The organism is Mesorhizobium sp. M0145 (assembly GCF_040322355.1).
GTDB lineage: Bacteria > Pseudomonadota > Alphaproteobacteria > Rhizobiales > Rhizobiaceae > Mesorhizobium.
Map to the genome: position 1 here is coordinate 408,863 of NZ_JAMYTK010000001.1, position 19,343 is coordinate 428,205.

Annotated in this window: 15 protein-coding genes; 4 read left to right on the forward strand and 11 right to left on the reverse strand. The window is 60.5% G+C overall.

What is annotated here, in order from left to right; all coding sequences use genetic code 11:
* Nucleotides 1-112: 112 nt before the first annotated feature.
* The gene (locus NKJ28_RS02085; RefSeq protein WP_352633783.1) at nt 113-1,201 is read left to right on the forward strand and encodes a S1 family serine peptidase; all 1,089 of its coding nucleotides are present in this window, start codon (nt 113-115) and stop codon (nt 1,199-1,201) included.
* A gap of 67 nt (nt 1,202-1,268) precedes the next feature.
* Here NKJ28_RS02085 and NKJ28_RS02090 read toward each other — a convergent pair whose 3' ends face one another.
* Nucleotides 1,269-1,619: a hypothetical protein gene (locus NKJ28_RS02090; RefSeq protein WP_023675228.1), complete on the reverse strand. Its 351-nt coding sequence runs from the start codon at nt 1,617-1,619 to the stop codon at nt 1,269-1,271.
* Nucleotides 1,620-1,809: 190 nt separating this feature from the next.
* Between NKJ28_RS02090 and NKJ28_RS02095 the strand changes: the two genes are divergently transcribed.
* On the forward strand, nt 1,810-2,139 hold the full coding sequence (locus NKJ28_RS02095) for a DUF2934 domain-containing protein (RefSeq protein WP_352577436.1): 330 nt from the start codon (nt 1,810-1,812) through the stop codon (nt 2,137-2,139).
* 47 nt (nt 2,140-2,186) lie between these two features.
* Here NKJ28_RS02095 and NKJ28_RS02100 read toward each other — a convergent pair whose 3' ends face one another.
* From NKJ28_RS02100 to NKJ28_RS02135, 8 genes are all read right to left on the reverse strand, one after another.
* Nucleotides 2,187-2,879 (reverse strand): molybdate ABC transporter substrate-binding protein, encoded by a 693-nt coding sequence (locus NKJ28_RS02100; RefSeq protein ID WP_352568257.1) that lies wholly within the window; start codon nt 2,877-2,879, stop codon nt 2,187-2,189.
* 82 nt (nt 2,880-2,961) lie between these two features.
* The gene (gene mgrA, locus NKJ28_RS02105) at nt 2,962-4,008 is read right to left on the reverse strand and encodes an L-glyceraldehyde 3-phosphate reductase (protein ID WP_352633785.1); all 1,047 of its coding nucleotides are present in this window, start codon (nt 4,006-4,008) and stop codon (nt 2,962-2,964) included.
* A 138-nt stretch (nt 4,009-4,146) separates the two neighbouring features.
* Nucleotides 4,147-5,295 carry a Gfo/Idh/MocA family protein gene (locus NKJ28_RS02110; RefSeq protein WP_352633787.1) on the reverse strand — a complete coding sequence of 383 codons (1,149 nt, stop codon included), beginning with the start codon at nt 5,293-5,295 and terminating at the stop codon, nt 4,147-4,149.
* A 12-nt stretch (nt 5,296-5,307) separates the two neighbouring features.
* On the reverse strand, nt 5,308-6,054 hold the full coding sequence (locus NKJ28_RS02115; RefSeq protein ID WP_352568260.1) for a sugar phosphate isomerase/epimerase family protein: 747 nt from the start codon (nt 6,052-6,054) through the stop codon (nt 5,308-5,310).
* A gap of 87 nt (nt 6,055-6,141) precedes the next feature.
* Nucleotides 6,142-7,254, reverse strand: a complete 1,113-nt coding sequence (locus NKJ28_RS02120) for an ABC transporter ATP-binding protein (protein ID WP_352448362.1) — start codon at nt 7,252-7,254, stop codon at nt 6,142-6,144.
* Between the two features lie 5 nt (nt 7,255-7,259).
* The gene (locus NKJ28_RS02125; protein ID WP_352620230.1) at nt 7,260-8,195 is read right to left on the reverse strand and encodes a carbohydrate ABC transporter permease; all 936 of its coding nucleotides are present in this window, start codon (nt 8,193-8,195) and stop codon (nt 7,260-7,262) included.
* Nucleotides 8,188-9,081, reverse strand: coding sequence for a carbohydrate ABC transporter permease (locus NKJ28_RS02130; protein WP_352633789.1), 894 nt, complete (start codon nt 9,079-9,081; stop codon nt 8,188-8,190). Before NKJ28_RS02130 ends, NKJ28_RS02125 begins: the two co-directional genes overlap by 8 nt.
* 107 nt (nt 9,082-9,188) lie before the next feature.
* Nucleotides 9,189-10,427: an ABC transporter substrate-binding protein gene (locus NKJ28_RS02135; protein WP_352456792.1), complete on the reverse strand. Its 1,239-nt coding sequence runs from the start codon at nt 10,425-10,427 to the stop codon at nt 9,189-9,191.
* 393 nt (nt 10,428-10,820) lie between these two features.
* On the opposite strand from NKJ28_RS02135, the gene NKJ28_RS02140 reads away from it, so the two are divergent.
* Both NKJ28_RS02140 and NKJ28_RS02145 read left to right on the forward strand, forming a co-directional pair.
* The gene (locus NKJ28_RS02140; protein ID WP_352633791.1) at nt 10,821-11,870 is read left to right on the forward strand and encodes a LacI family transcriptional regulator; all 1,050 of its coding nucleotides are present in this window, start codon (nt 10,821-10,823) and stop codon (nt 11,868-11,870) included.
* 477 nt (nt 11,871-12,347) lie between these two features.
* Nucleotides 12,348-17,099, forward strand: coding sequence for an NACHT domain-containing protein (locus NKJ28_RS02145; RefSeq protein ID WP_352633793.1), 4,752 nt, complete (start codon nt 12,348-12,350; stop codon nt 17,097-17,099).
* 236 nt (nt 17,100-17,335) lie between these two features.
* Here NKJ28_RS02145 and NKJ28_RS02150 read toward each other — a convergent pair whose 3' ends face one another.
* Complete coding sequence (locus tag NKJ28_RS02150; protein WP_095488311.1) at nt 17,336-17,566, reverse strand: hypothetical protein; 231 nt, start codon at nt 17,564-17,566, stop codon at nt 17,336-17,338.
* Nucleotides 17,567-17,753: 187 nt separating this feature from the next.
* The gene (gene gnd / locus NKJ28_RS02155; RefSeq protein ID WP_352633795.1) at nt 17,754-19,178 is read right to left on the reverse strand and encodes an NADP-dependent phosphogluconate dehydrogenase; all 1,425 of its coding nucleotides are present in this window, start codon (nt 19,176-19,178) and stop codon (nt 17,754-17,756) included.
* Nucleotides 19,179-19,343: the final 165 nt, after the last annotated feature.

Sequence of the window (19,343 nt, forward strand, 5' to 3'; positions counted from 1 at the left end):
TTTGTGACGGATCATGCTTCGCCGTGGAGCATGATCTCACCGGCCGGTTCCATTTCAGTGGATCATGCGTCGGCGACTGACCTGTCGGGAACATCGTCTCAGGGGGTTCGAGGTGAAGATCATCCATAGGTTCAGACCGATTGCCGCCGCCGCACTGCTCGGCATCGCGGCGGCCTTGCCGGCCGTCAATTCCGTTCATGCCACGGACGCGGCCGCGCGGCCGGAGGCGGCGATCTCGCCGATGAAACGCGTGGCCGAGGCCAGGGCCAAGGCCAAGGCGGAGAACCCCGACGGCGCCGATCGCGTCTACGGCGGCAAAGAGGCCGAGAAGGGCGCTTACCCGTTCCAGGTGGCATTGTTGACCACCAACAGACTGGACAAAAGCCCGGCCTCGCAGGCGAATGCGCAGTTCTGCGGCGGCAGCCTGATCGCGCCGCAATGGGTGCTGACGGCGGCGCACTGCCTCAATGACGACGGCGAGCCGATTTCGCCTGATATGGTCACCGTGCTCACCGGCGCCACCGATCTCAGCGAGGGCAAGCGCTACAAGGCGGCGGAGATCATCGTCAACGAGGGCTATAGCGAGCAGACGCTGGACAACGATCTCGGCTTGATCCGGCTGGCCGAGCCGGCCGATGCTCCGACCATCAAAATTGCCCGTGAGCCGACACCGGACACCGGTAAGACGACGGTCACCGGTTGGGGCAAGATGCAGGACGGAGCGTTTCCCACCGCGCTGATGGTCGCCGACCTGGACCTCCAGCCGAACGCAACCTGCAACAGCGGCATCAAGGCGATTTATGCGCATGATTTGAAGGCAGCGCTCGGCGAGCTCGCCCGCCGCATGCGTTACTCGGAAAGGGGCATCGAGGCGGCCGCCAACGCGATTGCAGCTGACATGGCCGATCCGCTGACCGGCAACATGATCTGCGCCGGCACCGCAAGCGGCGAGCACGACGCCTGCAACGGCGACAGCGGCGGACCGCTATTCATGACCGGCGCCGATGGCCCGGTGCAGGTCGGCGTCGTCAGCTGGGGCGAAGGTCCGGCCGACGGCAGCACCGCCTGCGGCCACAAGAACGCCTACGGCATCTACACGCGGCTGGCCAATTACACCGGCTGGATCGAAGAGAAGATGAAGACGGCAGCGCCGGCAGCGCCCAAAGCCCTCGGCACGGCGCAGAAGCCCGCCACGCCCTGACCGGTGTCATTTGCTGAATGACGGCGGGAGCAATCCCGCCGTTTCGGCCCGGAACCTTAGGTTGGGACTAGAACCAGCGATCGCGGCGCTGGTCTGTGGCGGCCAAGGCGAGGCCCAGTAGCGCCCCTACGGCCGCTCCGAGTATGAAGGCGGACGATATTGTGCCGGGATTCTCCTGGACAACCCCGGACACTGTCTGCGCCCTGTTGCGCAGGGCTTGTGCCGTCCGCGAGGCGCGCTCAGCAGCGTTGCCATACCAATCGCCGGCGTCCTCAATCGCCTCTTCCGCGCGTTCGGCCAAGGTTCGGTTGATCTTGTTGATCTCGCGCCTCAGCTGCGCGACCTGCTTCTCCAGGGCTTCCTGAGCTTCACGTTGAGTCATCTTCGGTGCTGCGGATTCGTTCGGTTCGTCGGCCATTGTAATCTCCTTTGCTCAGGCTCGGCTCAACGGCCGGCCCACTGTGCAGGTTCCTCCGCAAAACGCGTATGTCCGGTGTTTGTTCGGTGAGAAACCGGCTTTTGTCCGGCATGTCTGCGAATTCGGCATCAACATCGGATCGTTCCGGCGCTCCCCGCGTTGGTGAAAACGCCACAAGGGAGGAACCGCCATGGACGACGATCGGCATGAAAAAATTCGGCAGCGAGCCTATGAAATCTGGGTGCGCGAGGGCCGCCCGCACGGCGCACATGAGCGTCATTGGCAGCAGGCGAAACATGAGCTTGACCTCGACGACGCGACAACGGTGCCCGCAGATGATGGCGCGGCCGAGCACGGTCCCACTGGAACGATCGCCAGTTCCGACGTTCTGACGGTCGAGGCACTGGCGATGCGCACCGGGATAACCGGTGATCAGGCGCAAGAGCTGATCGACAGGCTTGGCAACGACAGAGCGACGCTCGAGGAAGCCGCGCGGAACCTCAAGGCAGCCGAAGGTTAGAGCGTGTTTGAGAAGGGGATTCCCAGCGCTGCTTATCAAGCACGCTTTTAGCGGCGCTCGACACCCTTTGCCGCCAGGATGTCATCAACGGCTGCCGACATCAGAAATTCCGACAGCTGCTTGGCAGCTTCTGCGTCCGTTGAATCGGCGCTGATGCCAATGGCGAAGTCAACGTAACTCTGGAGTTCTTCCGGAAACCGACCGACAAGCATGACCTCGGGAGCGGCCGCGAGAATCGAAGTCACGGGAACGACCCCCAACTCGGCTTCCCCACGTCCCACGGCCGGCGCTGTCTGCCCTCCTGGTATGGCCACCAGCTTGGGCTTCACCTCATCCGCTATCCCCAAACGTTCCAGCAAACCGGAGAAGTAGCCACCGCTGGTTCCTTCACTGGCGTAGGCGATCGATCTGGCGCTCTTCAACGCCTGTTCGAATGCTTCCACGGACCCGATGTCGAGCGGTCGACTGCCAGCCTTGGCCGCCACCCCCATTGCTATCCGGCCGAACGCTACCTGGCTCCCCGCCTTGACCTTTCCCAAGGCAGCCAGATCCTGAACCAGGTTCGGATTGGTGATGACGAGGTCAAAAGCTTCCCCAGCCTCAATCTGCTTCTTTACGGTCGGATTGAGCTCCCACTTGACCGCAACTGTGAATCCCGTGGCCGCTTCGAACCGAGGTATGAGCGCAACGACGGCGGGGCGGACCGCAATGGCGCCAAAAAGCCGGATTTCCTGATTCATGGCCTAACCCCGAATCGATCGTAACGACCTTCCTTGGAATGCGTATCTAAGCCTTCATTCGGCGACCAGATGCCGAAGTCGCCTACTTCCTTGGCGGACCCTTGCGCTCGGCCGATGCCGCCCAGAGATTGATGTCCGACTCGCGGGCAAAGCTGTCGATCTCGGCGAGCTCTGCATCGCTGAAGTCGAGCGCCTCAAGCGCGCCGACGCAATCCTCGACCTGTTCCGGCCGGCTGGCGCCGATCAGCGCCGACGTCACCCTGCCCCTGCGCAGCACCCAGGCCAGCGCCATCTGCGCCAGCGTCTGGCCGCGGCGACGGGCGATGGCGTTCAGCGCCTCGATATTGGCGACGGACTTGTCGTTGATGAATGCCGGGCGCAGCGACTTGCCCTGGCTGGCGCGGCTGCCATCGGGGATGCCGCCGAGATATTTGTCGGTCAGCATGCCCTGCGCCAGCGGCGAGAACACGATGCAACCGACGCCAAGCCCCTCCAGCGTATCGAGCAGGCCGTCATCCTCGACCCAGCGGTTGAGCATCGAATAGCTCGGCTGATGGATCACGCAAGGCGTGCCGAGCTGCTTCAATATATCGGCGGCCTCGCGTGTTCGCTGGGAATTGTAGGAGGAAATGCCGGCATAGAGCGCCTTGCCCGAGCGCACCGCGTGATCGAGCGCGCCCATCGTTTCCTCCAGCGGGGTGTCGGGGTCGAAGCGGTGCGAATAGAAGATGTCGACATAGTCGAGCCCCATCCGCTTCAGGCTCTGGTCGAGGCTGGCCAGCACATATTTGCGGCCGCCCCATTCGCCATAAGGCCCTGCCCACATTTCGTAGCCGGCCTTGGTCGAGATGATCAGCTCGTCGCGATAGCCGGCAAAGTCCTTCCGCAGGATCTCGCCGAACGCCCGCTCCGCCGAGCCGGGCTGCGGGCCGTAATTGTTGGCGAGGTCGAAATGCGTGATGCCGAGGTCGAAGGCCTTGCGCGTAATCGCCTGCTTGGTTCTATGCGGCGTGTCGTCGCCGAAATTGTGCCACAGCCCAAGCGAGATCGCCGGCAGCTTCAAGCCGGAGCGCCCGCAGCGATTGTAGATCATCTTTTTGTAGCGGTTCTCGGCGGGGACATAGGGCATGGGAAATCCTCATATCTCATATCGAAACGCGCCCGACGGCTGCCGACGCGATGACGGGCAAGTCGGCTCCAGCCTCACCCTTAGCCTCTCCCCGCGCAAACGGGGAGAGGCTGTTGCGGTCCTTGGGAGGTGCGCCGCCTACTTCGTTTTCTTCTTCGCCAGCAGCTCCTTCGCCGCCTTGACGCCGAGTGCCGCGGGCCGCTCGCAGCTGGTCTGCATGGCAACGAACTTTCCGGTCTCGCCCGAGCGCAACAGGCCGGTCATGACGTCGACGGCATGCAGCGCCAGTTCCATCGAGCAGCGGTGCGGTCTGCCTTCGGTAATCGCTATCGCCATATCGGCAAGGCCGGCGGTGCGGTAGTTGGCCATCATGCCTTGCGAATGCATCTCGTTGGGCACGCCGAACGGATGCGGCCATTTCGGCAGCTTCTTGACCGGCTTGGCGGCCTCGGTGAAACGCACGTCGCCGCCGAAGAAGTTCGGATCCGGCACGAACACCGTGCCGGCCTCGCCATAGAGTTCCATCGGCGCGTGGCCGTGGCTCCAGACATCCCAGCTGGTGTTGAGCGTCACCACGGCGCCGTTCTCGAACTCCAGCACGCCGTGGATCGTCGTCGGCGTGGAGACCGGGATCTTTTCGCCGGCGCGCGGCTTCGAGCTGATGATGCGTTCCGTCATCGGGATCGAAGCGAAGGCCGCGACCCGCTTCACCGGCCCGATCAGCTGGATCAGGTTGGTGATGTAATAGGGTCCGATATCGAGCACCGGCCCGGCGCCCGGCTGAAAGAAGAAGTCCGGATTGGGGTGCCAATGCTCCATGCCATGGCTCATCACATGACATGTGCCGCTGGTGACCTTGCCGAGCCTGCCGGTGTCGATGAGGTCGCGGACAAGCTGGTGCGCGCCGCCGAGGAAGGTGTCGGGGGCCGAACCGATGCGCAGCCCCTTGCTTTCCGCCCGTTTTTTCAGGTCGAGCCCTTCCTTGACCGACAGCACGAAGGGCTTCTCCGAATAGACGTGCTTGCCGGCATCGAGGATCTGCTTCGACACCTCGTAATGCACCGCCGGAATGGTCAGGTTGACGATGATGTCGATATCGTCGGCCTTGAGCAGCCCCTCGACGGTCTCGGCGCGCAGCTTGAACTCTTTTGCCCGCGCTTTCGCCGCTTCCATGTTGATGTCGGCGCAGGCGCGCATCTCGATGCCGCGAAACAGCGGCGCCAGCGAGAAATACGCCTTCGAGATGTTGCCGCAGCCGATGACGCCGATGCCAAGTTTTGTTGCCATGCTGGTGTGCTCCTAATAGGTCTTGGCGGCTGCGATCGAGCGGCGGGCGAAGCGCTCGATATCGTTGGGATTGTCCTGTTCCATGACGTAGTATTTTGCGGCGCTTTTGGCGTGTAGCGCCTTGATCAGGCCGGGCCAGTCGATGGTGCCGTGGCCGACGTCGGACCAGCCGTCCTCGTCGAGGCCCTCGCCCGGCTTGGCCAAGTCCTTGACATGGACGGCGACGATGCGCTTGCCGTGCTTCTCGATCCAGGGCAGCGGATCGACGCCGCCGCGCACCACCCAGGCGACGTCCATCTCCCAGCCGATGTCGGGCGCGGAGGACAGGATATGGTCCTGCGGCACCGAGCCGTCGGCAAGCGCCTTGAACTCGAAATCATGGTTGTGCCAGGCAAAGCCATAGCCGGCTTTCCTGGCCGTCTCGCCGACCTTGGCCAGGCGTTCGCCGAAGCCGCGCCAGCCGGCTGTGTCGGCCGGTCTGAACTCGGCGTTCAGGAACGGGCAGATGAGCAGCGTGATGCCGAGCGCGTCGGCCGTCCTGCGCACGCCGTCGAAATCCTTCTCGAGCGCGTCGATCGAGAAATGCCCGGTCGGCATGGCAAGGCCGTTCTTGTCGAGTTCGGCCCGGAACGCCTTGGGATCGTCATAGACGCCGCCGAACCCTTCGACTTGGCTGTAACCAAGCTCCCCCAGCATCTTGAGCACGCCCTCCCAGGGCTGGAAATTGCGGGCGCTGTAAAGTTGGAATGACCAGTTCATCGTCTCTGTCCGTTTTCTTGTGGATGGTTAGTTTTGGGGGGATGAGTCTTGGGGGAGTGGAAGAGTCTTGGGAGGCTAAATCATGCTCTAGAGGCGGTTACCTGTGGCGGCGTCGAAAAGCGAGGCGCGCATCGGGTCGAAACCGATGCCGACCGCCTCGGCGTTGTTTGGCGTGCGCTCGGCTGTCACCCGCACCGTGAAATTCTGGCCGGCGAGCTTCAGCCAGACCAGCGTGTCGGAACCCATGGGCTCGACGACCTCGACATTTGCCGTGGCTGCGAACGGCCATCCCGTGCCGCTGTTGAACGCCACGTGCTCGGGGCGGATGCCGAACACGGCCGGCCCTGGCACCGGGTCCTTCTCGAAAGCATAGGTGGCAAGCGGTATCCGCACATCCTCGGCGACGAAGTGCCAGTCGCCTGCAGCTTGCTCCAGTCTGCCGTCGAGGAAGTTCATTGCCGGCGAGCCGAGGAAGCCGGCGACAAACCGGTTGACCGGCCGGTTATAGATGGTCTGCGGCGCATCGAGCTGCTGGATGACGCCGCCCTTCATCACCGCGATACGGTCGGCCAGCGTCATCGCCTCGATCTGGTCGTGGGTGACGTAGATCATGGTGTTCTCGAGCTTGCGATGCAGCAGCTTGATTTCGACGCGCAATTCCGCGCGCAGCTTGGCGTCGAGGTTGGAGAGCGGTTCGTCGAACAGAAAGACATCGACGTCACGCACAAGTGCGCGCCCGATCGCCACGCGCTGGCGCTGGCCGCCGGACAGCGCCGCCGGCTTGCGATGCAAAAGCGGTTCGATCTGCAGGATCTCGGCGGCCCGGGCGATGCGCTTGGCGATCTCGTCCTTGGCGAGGCCGGCAACGCGCAGCCCGAACGACAGGTTCTTCTCCACCGTCATCTGCGGATAGAGCGCGTAGGACTGGAACACCATGCCGATGCCGCGATCCTTGGGCTCTTCCCAGGTGACGTTCTTGCCCTTGATGAAGATGCGGCCTTCGGAAACGTCGAGCAGCCCGGCAATGCAGTTGAGCAAGGTCGACTTGCCGCAGCCGGACGGGCCGAGCAGCACGATGAATTCGCCTTCGGCAACATCGAGGTTGAGCGTCTGCAGCACCGATATCGCACCGAAATTCAGCGACAGGTTCTGGATCGAGACGCTGGTGCCGTTTGCCGCAATGCTGCCGTTTGCGTTCATCGCCATCATCCTTTCACCGCGCCGGCGGCGATGCCGCGCACAAACAATTTTCCGGACAGGAAATAGACGATCAGCGGCACCAGGCCGGTCAGGATGGTGGCTGCCATGTTGACGTTGTATTCCTTCACGCCTTGCACCGAGTTGACGATGTTGTTGAGCTGCACCGTCATCGGATAGGTGTCGGGGCGGGTGTAGACGACGCCGAACAGGAAGTCGTTCCAGATGCCGGTCACCTGCAGGATGATGGCGACGACGAAGATCGGCAGCGACATCGGCAGCATGATGCGGAAATAAATGCCCCAGAAGCCGGCGCCGTCGACACGCGCTGCCCGGAACAGCTCCTCCGGCATGGAGGTAAAGTAGTTGCGGAACAACAGTGTGAGGATCGGCATGCCGAAGATGGAATGGACGATCACCAGGCCGCTGAGGCTGCCGTAAAGGCCGACTTCGCGCAGGATGATGACGATCGGATAGATCATCACCTGATAGGGGATGAAGGCGCCGACGATCAGGATGATGAAGAAGGTGTCAGCACCTTTGAAGCGCCAGTTGGCAAGCGCATAGCCGTTCACCGAGGCGAGCGCGATCGACAAGATCACCGACGGGATGGTGATGCGCACCGAATTCCAGAAGCCACGCGACAGCCCGTCGCAGTTGAGCCCGGTGCAGGCGCTCGACCAGGCCTTGACCCAGGGCTCGAAGGTGATCTCCATCGGCGGCGAGAAGATGTTGCCGAGGCGTATCTCGGGCATGCCCTTGAGCGATGTCACCACCATCACGTAGAGCGGCAAAAGATAGTAGAGCGCCACCACGATGAGCGTGCCGTAAAGGAAGATGTTGCGGCGCGAGAACATATGCCGCGGCTTCGGCCCGCTCGGCCCGTAGGCTTCGAGCCCGCCGGCGCCGGCAATAGCGGGCAATGAAACGGTATGGTCAGACACGCTTCTTGCCTCCGAACTCGAGATAGGCCCACGGCACGATGACAATGATCACCGACACCAGCATCATCGTCGAAGCGGCGAACCCTTGGCCGAGGTTCTGGGCAAAGAACATGTAGTCATAGACATATTTGGCCGGGACTTCGGAGGCGATGCCGGGTCCGCCGCTGGTCTGGGCGACGACAAGGTCATAGATCTTGACGATACCGGCAGCGATGATGACGAGCGTGGTGATAAACACCGGCCGCATCATCGGTATGATGATGAACAGATAGGTCTTCCAGGTCGGTATCCCGTCGACCCGCGCGGCCTTCCAGATATCCTCGTCGATGCCGCGCAGGCCGGCCAGCATCAGGCACATGATGAGCCCGGTGCCTTGCCAGAGAGCGGCGATCAATATGCCGTAGATGACGATGCTGGAATCATAAAGCGGATTGAAGCTGAAGCTCTCCCAGCCGAGGCTGCGCACCACTCCCTGGATCCCGAACTCGGGGTTGAGCAGCCACTGCCAGACGAGACCGGTGACGATGAAGGACAGGGCGAAGGGATAGAGGAAAATGGTCCGGAACGTGTCTTCGAACCGGATCTTCTGGTCGAGCAGGGCGGCAAGCAGGAAGCCGATCACCAGCGAGAACAGCAGCGACAGCACGCCGTAGATCAGCAGGTTCTCGATCGAGACCAGCCAGCGCGGCACCGACCACAGCCGGTAGTACTGGTCGAGCCCGACGAAATTCAGCCGTGGCAGGAGCTTCGAACTGGTGAAGGAATAAAGCACCGTCCACGCGCTGCCGCCGACAAAGATCACCAGCGCGGTGAGGATCATTGGGATCGAGGCGATTTTCGCATTGAGGTTGCGAAAGAGTTGGCTAGGGCGTTCGCTCTTGCTCATCTGCACAGCCGCGCTGGATCGGGTAAGGGCCGGAGGGTCAAGAGGCCTTGACCCGAGCTCCCGACCCTGCGTTTGCAGGGGCGGGAGTGAGGCGGTCGGTCGATCGCTCAATCGGCCGAACCGACAATGGCGGCGAAGCGCTTCTGCGCATCTTCCACGGTCATGTCCTGCTTGGCGAAGAACTCGGAGAAAAGATCCTCCTTCTGCTTCTGCGTATCCTGCGAAAGCAGCTGGTCGGTCCAGGGCATGACATTGCCCTTGGCGAGAATTTCGAGCCCCTTCTTCATGCAGTCGTTCGCCGCCTTGAGGTCGACGTCGCCGCGTACCGGCAGCGAACCTTTCTTGAGATTGAAGGCGACCTGCGTCTTGGGATCGAGCAGCGTGTGGGCCAGCACTTCCTGTGCCTTCGATTTTTCGGGATCCTTCAGCAGCGGGAAGTAGAAAGCGTCGCCGCCGGTGGCGATGACCTCGTTGAGACCGAGGCCCGGAAGGCAAGTATAGTCCTTGCCGGCGGTCTGGCCGGCAACCTGGAACTCGCCCTGCGCCCAGTCACCCATGATCTGGCCGCCCGCCTTGCCGGTGATGACCAGGTTGGTGGCCTGGTTCCAGTCCTGCACATTGGTGTTCTTCGCCATCTTGCGAGCGTCGTCCGCGGCCTTGAAGACCTTGGCGACCTCGGGCCCGGCAGCGAATTCCGCGTCCTTGTCCTTGTAGACCTTGAGGAAGGCGTCGGTGCCGCCGACCGCCGCAAGCAGCACGTCGAAAGCGCCGGAGGCCTGCCAGGGCTGGCCGCCGACCGCGAGCGGCTGGATGCCTGCTTTTTCAAGCGCGGGCGCCGCAGCGACATATTCATTCCAGTTCTTCGGCACCGGCACGCCGGCTTTTTCGAAGGCGGCGTTCGACAGCCACAGCCACTGCCAGGAGTGGATATTGACCGGCACGCAATAGATCTTGCCGTCGAGGGTACAGCCGTCGAGCAGGCTCTTCGGCTGCACGATTTCCGTCCACTTTTCCTTGGTGGCGAGATCGGTGAGGTCGCGCATCAGCCCGGCCTGCACCAATTCTTCCGCCTGCCGGCCGTGATTGAACTGGGTCGCGCCCATCGGGTCGCCGCCGGTGATGCGGCTGATCATGATCGGCCGCGCCGTGCCGCCGGAGCCGGCGATGGCGCCGTCAACCCAGTGATTGCCGGTTGCGTCGAAAGCCTTGGCGAGTTCGGCGACCGCTGCCGCCTCGCCGCCGGAGGTCCACCAATGGGTGACTTCCAGATCCGTCGCGGCCGCCGGGCCGGCAAATTGCAGCGCGACCGTCGCAGCCAGCGCAGCAGTCATGAGTTGGTATCGCATTTCGTTCCTCCCAGAATCTGAAACGTTACAGATTTTCGATACGGCAATTGCTGGAGGCGCGCAACCCCTCAGGCGAAGGTGGCATCAAGTTTTTTCGAAGCGCGAATAAAATCGCACGGCGCGTCGGCCTACCGCATCGCAACAAGAGGGGTTGCACTGCAAAATGGAATGCTGCGACGCCAAAAAATCGGAAAAGCCCGTTCCAATCACGGTTTTGCACCGACTGCAGCACCGCTCGTTCTGCATCTGTCACCAGTGATATGGCGATGGTCGTGACAATCTGTAACGTTTCAGTATATAGCGGTTTCATTCGGTGAGGGCCCGCGGCGAACCCGCGGCCGGCCGATTGCCGGCCTGTCCGGCAACTGTTATGCGCCTGACGGGGCGGGATGAATGAACAGGCATCAAAAAGAGAAGGCCGACGAAGCGTCGGGCCAGGGCCGGCCGACACTGAAGACGCTCGCCTTCATGACCGGGCTGGGCGTCACCACCGTGTCGCGCGCGCTGAAGGATGCGCCCGAGATCGGCGCCGAGACCAGGCGGCGCGTCCAGCTTGTCGCCAAGCAGATCGGTTATCGCCCCAACCGTGCCGGCGTCCGCCTGCGCACCGGCAAGACCAATGTCATCAGCCTGGTGCTCAACACCGAGCACGAGATCATGAGCTTTGTCTCGGATATCATCTACGGCGTTTCCGAAGTCATTGCCGACACGCCCTACCATTTGATCGTGACACCCTACTCGCGCTCGCAGGATCCGCTCGACCCGATCCGCTACCTCGTGGAAACCGGTTCAGCCGACGGCGTCATCATTTCGCGCACGCAGCCGAACGATCCGAGGGCCCGTTATATGCTGGAGCGCGGCATCCCCTTTGCCACGCATGGCCGCACCGATATGGGGCTGATCCATCCCTACCATGATTTCGACAATTACGCTTTCGCAGCCGAGGCAGTGCGCCATCTGGCCGGCCTCGGCCGCCGCCGCCTGGCTCTGTTGGCGCCGCCGGTCGAGCTGACCTATCACGGCCACACGCTCGCAGGCTTTGCCGATGCGCTGAGCGAGGTCGGCGCCAGCGAGATTCCGTTCAACACCGTTTCGATCGATCATTCGATCGAGCAGATCAGAATGCGGACCGGGCAGCTGATGCGCCGCGAAAGCCGCCCGGACGGTTTCATCAGCAGCGCCGCCGCCGCGACGCTCGCCATCGTCGCCGGCATCGAAGACGCCGGCCTCAAGCTTGGCCGCGATGTCGATGTGGTGTCCAAACAATCGTCGGAGCTTCTGCACCTGTTTCGCAGCGAATTGCTGGTCGTCAACGAGAACTTCCGACTGGCCGGCGCCGAACTCGCCCGCTCGGTGCTGGGCTGGATCGGCGGCGCCGCACCCGGCACCCTGCAAAGCCTCAGCGAGCCGGGTGAAGTACAGGCCTATCGCCGTCCCGACTAGAGCGGGATATGTTCAAATTGAGCTGGGCATCCCGCTCTATCTGTTTGTCTTAGCCGCATTCTTCCACTTGGCTGGAAAATGCGCTGCTGACTGGCAGCCTTTGGCCGGAAGCGGATGGTCCGGTCCGGGCTGACTGCACCGGAGAGCCGACATTCGCCCGCCGACCTCATCTCCGGCGTGGAATCACAGCCAAGCTTAGCACATCTGGATGGTGCAGATAAGTCGGATGAGCACGGCAGCCTTGGATCAATGACCGCGTCTCGTCGCAGACGTCCCAGATACCCTACTGTTAGGCGCGACCCCACCCGCTTGAACTAACGCCGGATTTACCCGGCTACCGCCCAAAGTTGCCTGACGGGATATCCAGAGAACCATTTTACTAACATTGGGGACAAGTTTCGGATGTCGATTGCTCGTCAGTGCCCCATATTCTACTTTTGTTCTCATGGAAAAATTCTTGGCACAGGGGCTTGTACGATGAGCGGGCGGGGCACGTCCGGAGGGGTGGTTTTTCAGGCCGAGGTGGGTGCGTACGTGGCTGGGCTGCTGCTGGCCGAACGCCCGGTCTCACGTGTGGCAGGTGGGCTTCCTGGAGTGCCACGTACTATTCGATTTGAGACGCCCACGGCCGTGGATGATCTTTTAATCGAGACTGATCGTGGCGAGATTTATGTACAGGCCAAACGCACGATTAGCCTGTCATCAAATCCTGGGAGTGAGCTGGCGTCAGCCGCCGACCAATTCGTGCGACAGTTTCGCGATGGCATAATCGACGGCGGAGTGCGTAGGGATTTTGATCCGTCGCGTGATCGCTTGGTTCTCGCCGTTGGGTCGACGACCGCAGCTACGGTTGCGAACAATCTACGCGAAGCACTCGATCGGAACCGTACCGGCGCCGCAACCGCCATGCCAAATAGCCTGGGCTCAGCGCTAAGGACCTTCTCTGGGCTGATCGATGCCGCATGGAACACTCACGCCGGTATCGGGATCAAACCCGCCGAACGACAGTCTATTTTGGCGTGTTGTTCTGTAGTCGTCGTGGGTGACGGGCAACGCCAGACTGTCGAAGATGGATTGCGCGATGTTGTAGCAGTTGTAGGGGATGAAGCCGCCCTGCTTGAGGCACTAATTTCGTGGGCCGCGACTGCGTCCGGTAACGGAACGGGCGGAGATGCAGCAGCGATCCGTCTGGCGCTAGCTGGCAAAGCTCGCCTGGTCGAGCCGCCAAGCTATCGCGACGATGTACAGCGCTTGAACACCTATAGCGCAGGCGTCATGGGGCGTCTCGAGCGTTTCACACAAATAACGAGCCCGGAGGGTCACTTCACCATTGCTAGACCCGTGACGGCAATGACCGTCCAGGCGGCGCGGGGAGGCTTACTCGCCATCACCGGTGAACCGGGTTCAGGCAAGTCAGCCATCGTTCGCGAAGTAGCGCAAGAGCTTGCGAAGGAAGCTACCGTTGTTGTCCTTACAGTAGAGGCAGTATCTATTTCGGCCGACGCCCTGCGGATTGATATTGGCCTTCAACACTCGCTGATCGATGTACTCGCTCAGATGCCCGGCGACAGACCGGCATATCTCGTGCTTGACGCACTTGATGCCGCACGCGGAGGATTGGCCGAAGCCACCTACAAACGTCTCGTGGAAGAAGTGTCCACCCTTCCGGGTTGGCATGTCATTGCATCGGTCAGAACATTCGATCTCCGTCTTGGCAGGGAGTGGCGACGGCTTTTCGCTGGAACTGCTCCACAAGCGGCTTATGCCGATCCGAATTTTTCCGCCGTCCGACACATCCATATTGGACTCCTTTCGGATGTTGAAAAGGCGGATGTCGCTGTCAAATCGCCAATCCTTGCGTCTGCGATCGAGGCAGGCGGACCAAAGATGGAAGGCCTGGCCCGCAACCCTTTCAATCTTGCCCTCCTTGGCGACCTGCTGCACAGCGGTGTGGCCGCAAGTACATTGTCTTCGGTAGCGACGCGAGGAGAACTGCTGGAGCGATATTGGGATGAACGGATCAGCGAGTTTGGCCTTCCGGCCGTCACAAGTCTAAAGACCGTAGTGACGCGCATGCTCACCGCTCGGTCGATCGATCTCCCAGAAACAGACGTTCCTGATACAGCGGCGAAAGCTGTTGACGATCTTCAACGTGTTGGCGTTTTAGTTACAGAGCAGACACGCCGCATCGGCTTCCGGCATCACGTCCTATTCGACTATGCCGTCGCGCGATTGATCTTGTTGCCAGACCGCGTAGCGGCATTAGAATTTTTGAGCCGGGCGAGCGGCGCAGGCCTCCTAGTCACTCCATCGCTAGGGTACTGGCTTGAAGCTCTGAAGGCTACATTTAGCGCGGAGGAATATTGGTCTTTTGTCGTATCGCTAATTGGCGATGATGCTATCGATCCAATCGTTCGTATCGAAGTCGCCCGCCTGCCCGTCGAGTCGGTTCACAATGGCGACGACCTCACGCCATTGGCGGATGCCCTCACGAAAGTCGATCCGTCAAAGAATCGGGCATTTCAGCACATCGTCGGCTCGCTGATGACGAAGTCGCAGCTCAAGCAGCCGATAGCGGTGGATGCTTGGGCTACACTTTTAGAGGCGCTTGGTGATCCCAATCCCGAACAACTCGGTAGTTTTCGAGCATTGATTGGAATGCTGATCGAGGACAACCCGAGCCCCGAAGCGCTGAGGTCCTTGGGTAAGGCGTCTCGTGTGCTGTTCGACGCCATGTCGACAGATGAGAGCCGTATCCGATGGCTTGCATCACACGTTGTGCCGTTCGTCGCGAAGACCATAGGAACAGACCCAGGTGCCTCGCGGAAGAGGTTGGATCAGATATTCTCGCAGCCGCGGTTTTCAAAACTTGGCTTTATCGAGGTGCCGTGGCTGGCGCGCGAAAGTCTGAGTCTCGCGGAGCATGACGAAGAGTTTGTTGTTCAGCTTTTTTATCGAGTTTTTCGTGGAGGAGAGTTTAGTAGAGACCAAGTCACCTCAATGTCTGGCAGTTGGATACTCTCGCTCACGTCTAATGCCGCCCAAGATTTTGCGATGTCGACACATTCGCTCGCTAGCGATTTTCCTCAGTTACTGTTGCGATATCCACGGATCGCTTTACGTGCCTTCGCTGCCGCAATCAGAGGTGAGCGCGAAAGGTCACATCCTGCCAGGGAAAGCCAGGAGGTTCAAAGGGTCTCGATTGCCGGTGTAGAGAGGGAGTTCGAGCAGGACTACAGCCATATATGGGCGTGGAACGCAGACGATAGGGAACATGACGACTACGCGAAGCTCTACCGCGCGGTAAGTGCATGGGGAGCGACGGCTGACGACCAGGCGCTTTTGACGCAAGTGCCTGAACTGATTCTGAGTGAAACAGGCATTGGTCTAGCGTGGCGATCAGTTTTCGAGATCGCAGCATCCAAGCCCGATATCCTTGGGAGGGAGATTTGGAAAACGGCAGCCAGTGTGCCGATGCTTAAATCGCTTGATACCCGCCGGAGCGCTATCTCCGCGATAGCTGCGACGTTCCCACATCTGTCATCAGACGAACGTGCCCAAGCTGAGACTGATTGGCTTCAGCTTAATTTCGCTGAGTTCTCGCGGCCTGACGAAGTGCGCGTTGAGATTATTGGAACGCTATTTGAAACGATAGGCGAGTCCCAACTCGTCACCGAAACAGCACGGGCATTCCTACGTGATGCCAAGACGGGTAGCAGCATATTTGAAAACGGCAAGCCTCTCGAATTCAACTCTGGTTGGACGGCATCTGACCGGCATTGGCTTGAACGGGAAGGGATAGACGTTAAGGCGCATGATGTCGCACCATTATTAGCCCTGGTTAGCGATCTGCGATCCGCCCGCGATGCCTTTAAGGCAGAGGAGACGCTGGATCGAGGAGCATTCTTGTGGAACTCAACTTTGGCCCTTGGCGACGCAGTCGCTCAAGCTGGTCCAATGGGGGCTGCGCTTGATCAGGAGATGTCAGATGCGCTGGCAGAAGGACTTGGGATTGCCTTATCTAAGGGACTCGTACCTACGGAGAAGCGTGATGCCGCGCTCGGGTGGTTGCTGGAACTGACACATCACAGCGATCCCGAGTTGAAGGACGAAACCGAGGAAAGATTCGCAGATTTTCCGTCATGGGGATCACCATCGCCAAGAATCGAAGCCGCTCAAGCATTAGCGATCCTCGCCACTCAATCCGAGTTTTGGCCATTAGTTAGAGAGCGCTATCAAGATATACTCCTAAATGACCCTCATCCGGCTGTCCGCTTTCAGCTTGTTCGCGTCCTTCCTTGGATCGAACAAATAGCCGAAGAGGAGATGTGGACTCTTGCGGAAAAATTTCTGAAGAAAGAAAAGAACGCTACAAATTTGAAACAGGCAATCGCCTCTCTTTCGAGACTAGCTGGCCGAAACCCCGAACGGTTGGAAGCGTTGGCTATTCCCGTTGCGGACGTGAGGTTTCCAAAGAAAGGCGACGATCCGCTGACAGGGCTCATCGTTTTTTTTGCAGTTAACAAAGAACTCCCCACATCTAAGGCACTGCTGTTCGATTGGACGCAAAATTATAAAGAGCAAGAAGAGCGTCTTCAGTCGGCTCTATTTGATATCCGCAATGGGCTGATCATTGGTTTTGATGATGAGGACCCGGAAAAAGTGACACTACGCCGGAGAACTCAAGATTTTCTCTGGATTCTAATCGCTGCTCTCGAACCAGCGGTGAAATCGTGGCCTTCGTCGGGTAATGAGCCAACTCCAGAAGAAGTTTCTGCCCTTAAATTGTTTAATGAAATTGCTGACCAAATCTACTATGCGGTAGGTCATGATGAAATCTCTCCTGAGCTTGCCGGTGTCGACGCCAAACGCAGGTTCCTCAAGGAGTATGCGCCGTTTATCTCGAAACTGACGACGCTAGGCACTCCAGGGTCAGTTCACCATCTCTTGTCAGTCCTAAGCTTTCTCATGGAGGTCGATCCCGAACAATGCTTTGATTTAATTAGCGAGGCGATGTTAAGGACCACTGGAGTTGCTCGCTACGAACACGAAAGCATGGGTGCCACTCTTTTTGTGAAGCTTATCGGATGGTATCTGGCGGATTATCGTAGCGTTTTTGAAGACGAAGTAAGGCGACGGAAGCTAGTTGATTGCCTTGCTCTCTTTGTTGAAGCGGGTTGGCCGGAGGCACGGCGTCTTTTTCAAAGCTTACCTGAGCTTCTTCAGTAGGATTGCTGGTTTTCCGTACTATTTGCACAGACCGGCTCTCATCTGGCGTAGAGGTGAGCCAAGCCAGCGCACGACCCGCCCGCGACCCGCAGCATGGTGACCGGTGATGTCGGCTTTCAGGAAACAGCAAAGTTGATCTGGATGTCCGCCATGAGGCGCAGTCCCGACGTCCAGATGGCGAACCGCCGGACCGGCCCGAGAAACGGCACGCTTGAGATCACCCGCGCGCGGCTCTACTAGTCCGAAAACCTCACGCTCACGCCGCGCTGCCGAAAATAGGCCTGCATCAACTTGCGCCCCGAGCGGTTGTTCTGCGCCAACTTGGTCGGATCGAACACCGCCTGTTTTATCCCTTCTCGTGTCAGCGCCGCTTTAAGGGTCGCGATATGTGCGTCGATGTCGGCATTGTCCGCCCGGAGCGATGCATAGATACTTTCGGTCGCCTGGGCCACGGTCGGTTCGCTCACAGGTGTCGTCCTTTGGTTGGTTGAGCGGCGGCTTACCACAGATTCGCGGCTCCGCCGATACCGATGAGGCCGTCAATCGTCTCTACCGGCATAGCAGGTTCCTGGCGCGAACCGACACCCAGTTGGTGGCTGGAGATATCTGCCTTCTGACAACCGCAAAATTGGACTCTAGGTCCAAGTCGCGGCGCTAGCCGCCCGCTCCGCTCCCCCAGGGCCCATGGAAAGCGCCCTGCCCATCGATGCGCTCGAAGCCGTGCGCGCCGAAGAAATCGCGCTGCGCCTGGATCAGGTTCGAGGTGCCCCGGCCCTGCCGGTAACTGTCGAAATAGGCAAGTGCAGATGACAGGGCCGGCACCGGCGAGCCGGCTTCGGCCGCCCTTGCGACGACACGGCGAAGTGACGGATGTGCCTCCTGCATCAATGAGACGAAAGCCGGCGCCATCAACAGGTTGGTGGCTGCACCGCCGGCGCCGAAGGCCTCCGCCATCGTATCCAGCAATTGCGAGCGGATAATGCAGCCGGCCCGCCATATCTTGGCGATGACCGGCATCGGCAGGTTCCAGTTGAATTCCTTCGACGCGCCGCTCATCACCGCGAATCCTTGCGCGTAGGCGGCGATCTTGCCAGCAAACAGAGCCAGCTCGAGATCGGCGAGCAGGGCGTCCCTGTCTCCGGAAATCTTGCTCACGCCGCCGGCATAGACCTTTTCGGCGGCAAGCCGCTCGTCCTTGATCGACGACAGTACGCGTGCCGCCACAGCCGCCTCGATCGCGGTGGCCGGGATGCCTAGCTGCTGCGCCTCGATCACCGACCATTTGCCGGTGCCTTTCTGGCCGGCGCGGTCGAGGATGATGTCGACCACCGGTTTGCCGGTCTTGGGATCGTCGGCGGCCAGCACCTTGGCGGTGATCTCGATCAGGTACGAATTGAGCCTGCCCGTGTTCCACTGGGAAAACACCTCAGCGATCTCTTTCGGCCCCATGCCGAGCCCGTCGCGCAAGATGCCGTAGATCTCGGCGATCATCTGCATGTCGGCATATTCGATGCCGTTGTGGATGGTCTTGACGAAATGGCCGGCGCCGTCGGTGCCAAGCCACGCCGCGCAAGGCTCGCCCTTGAACTTGGCCGAGATCGCGGTCAGCACCTTTTCGACGCGCTTCCAGGACTCTTCGGTGCCGCCGACCATGATAGAGGGACCGTGGCGTGCGCCCTCCTCGCCGCCGGACACGCCCATGCCGATGAAGGTCAGGCCCGAATCGGTAAGCTCGGAGAAGCGCCGCATCGTATCGCGGAAATTGGCATTGCCGGCGTCGATGACGATGTCGTTGGCCGACAGCACGCCGCGCAATGCCGCGATCTGCTCGTCGACCGGCTTGCCGGCCAGCACCATGATGATGATCGGCCGCGGCGGCCGGATCGCGGCGGCCAGTTCTTCGAGGCTGTAGCAGGGCACCACCCTATCCCGAAGCGCGCCGGCATTTTCGACAAAGGCATCGGTGCGCGCCGCGGTGCGGTTGAAGACTGCGATGCGGTGCCCCTTCTCGGCGATATTGAGCGCCAGGTTGGAGCCCATCGTGCCAAGGCCGATCAGGCCTATTTCGGCTTTTTCCATCGTTTCTTCCCTGCTTTCGGATCTTGTTGGTTTGAGCCCGCGATTGGGTTGGACGCCCATTCTTGATGGCGATGATTGACGGGGGTTCGCGGCCGCGTCAACCGCCTCGCCGAATTGTGTTGCAGCCTGAGGCGTGCTGAGCTTCAGGTCAGGCCGCGCCGGAGT

Excerpts from the sequence above, each read along its gene's own strand:
- mgrA (WP_352633785.1), bottom strand. The coding sequence starts at position 4,008 with ATGCCCTATGTCCCCGCCGAGAACCGCTACAAAAAGATGATCTACAAT.
- NKJ28_RS02095 (WP_352577436.1), top strand. The coding sequence starts at position 1,810 with ATGGACGACGATCGGCATGAAAAAATTCGGCAGCGAGCCTATGAAATC.
- NKJ28_RS02120 (WP_352448362.1), bottom strand. The coding sequence starts at position 7,254 with ATGAACGCAAACGGCAGCATTGCGGCAAACGGCACCAGCGTCTCGATC.
- NKJ28_RS02145 (WP_352633793.1), top strand. The coding sequence starts at position 12,348 with ATGAGCGGGCGGGGCACGTCCGGAGGGGTGGTTTTTCAGGCCGAGGTG.
- NKJ28_RS02115 (WP_352568260.1), bottom strand. The coding sequence starts at position 6,054 with ATGAACTGGTCATTCCAACTTTACAGCGCCCGCAATTTCCAGCCCTGG.
- NKJ28_RS02135 (WP_352456792.1), bottom strand. The coding sequence starts at position 10,427 with ATGCGATACCAACTCATGACTGCTGCGCTGGCTGCGACGGTCGCGCTG.
- NKJ28_RS02140 (WP_352633791.1), top strand. The coding sequence starts at position 10,821 with ATGAACAGGCATCAAAAAGAGAAGGCCGACGAAGCGTCGGGCCAGGGC.
- NKJ28_RS02100 (WP_352568257.1), bottom strand. The coding sequence starts at position 2,879 with ATGAATCAGGAAATCCGGCTTTTTGGCGCCATTGCGGTCCGCCCCGCC.
- NKJ28_RS02090 (WP_023675228.1), bottom strand. The coding sequence starts at position 1,619 with ATGGCCGACGAACCGAACGAATCCGCAGCACCGAAGATGACTCAACGT.
- NKJ28_RS02110 (WP_352633787.1), bottom strand. The coding sequence starts at position 5,295 with ATGGCAACAAAACTTGGCATCGGCGTCATCGGCTGCGGCAACATCTCG.
- gnd (WP_352633795.1), bottom strand. The coding sequence starts at position 19,178 with ATGGAAAAAGCCGAAATAGGCCTGATCGGCCTTGGCACGATGGGCTCC.
- NKJ28_RS02130 (WP_352633789.1), bottom strand. The coding sequence starts at position 9,081 with ATGAGCAAGAGCGAACGCCCTAGCCAACTCTTTCGCAACCTCAATGCG.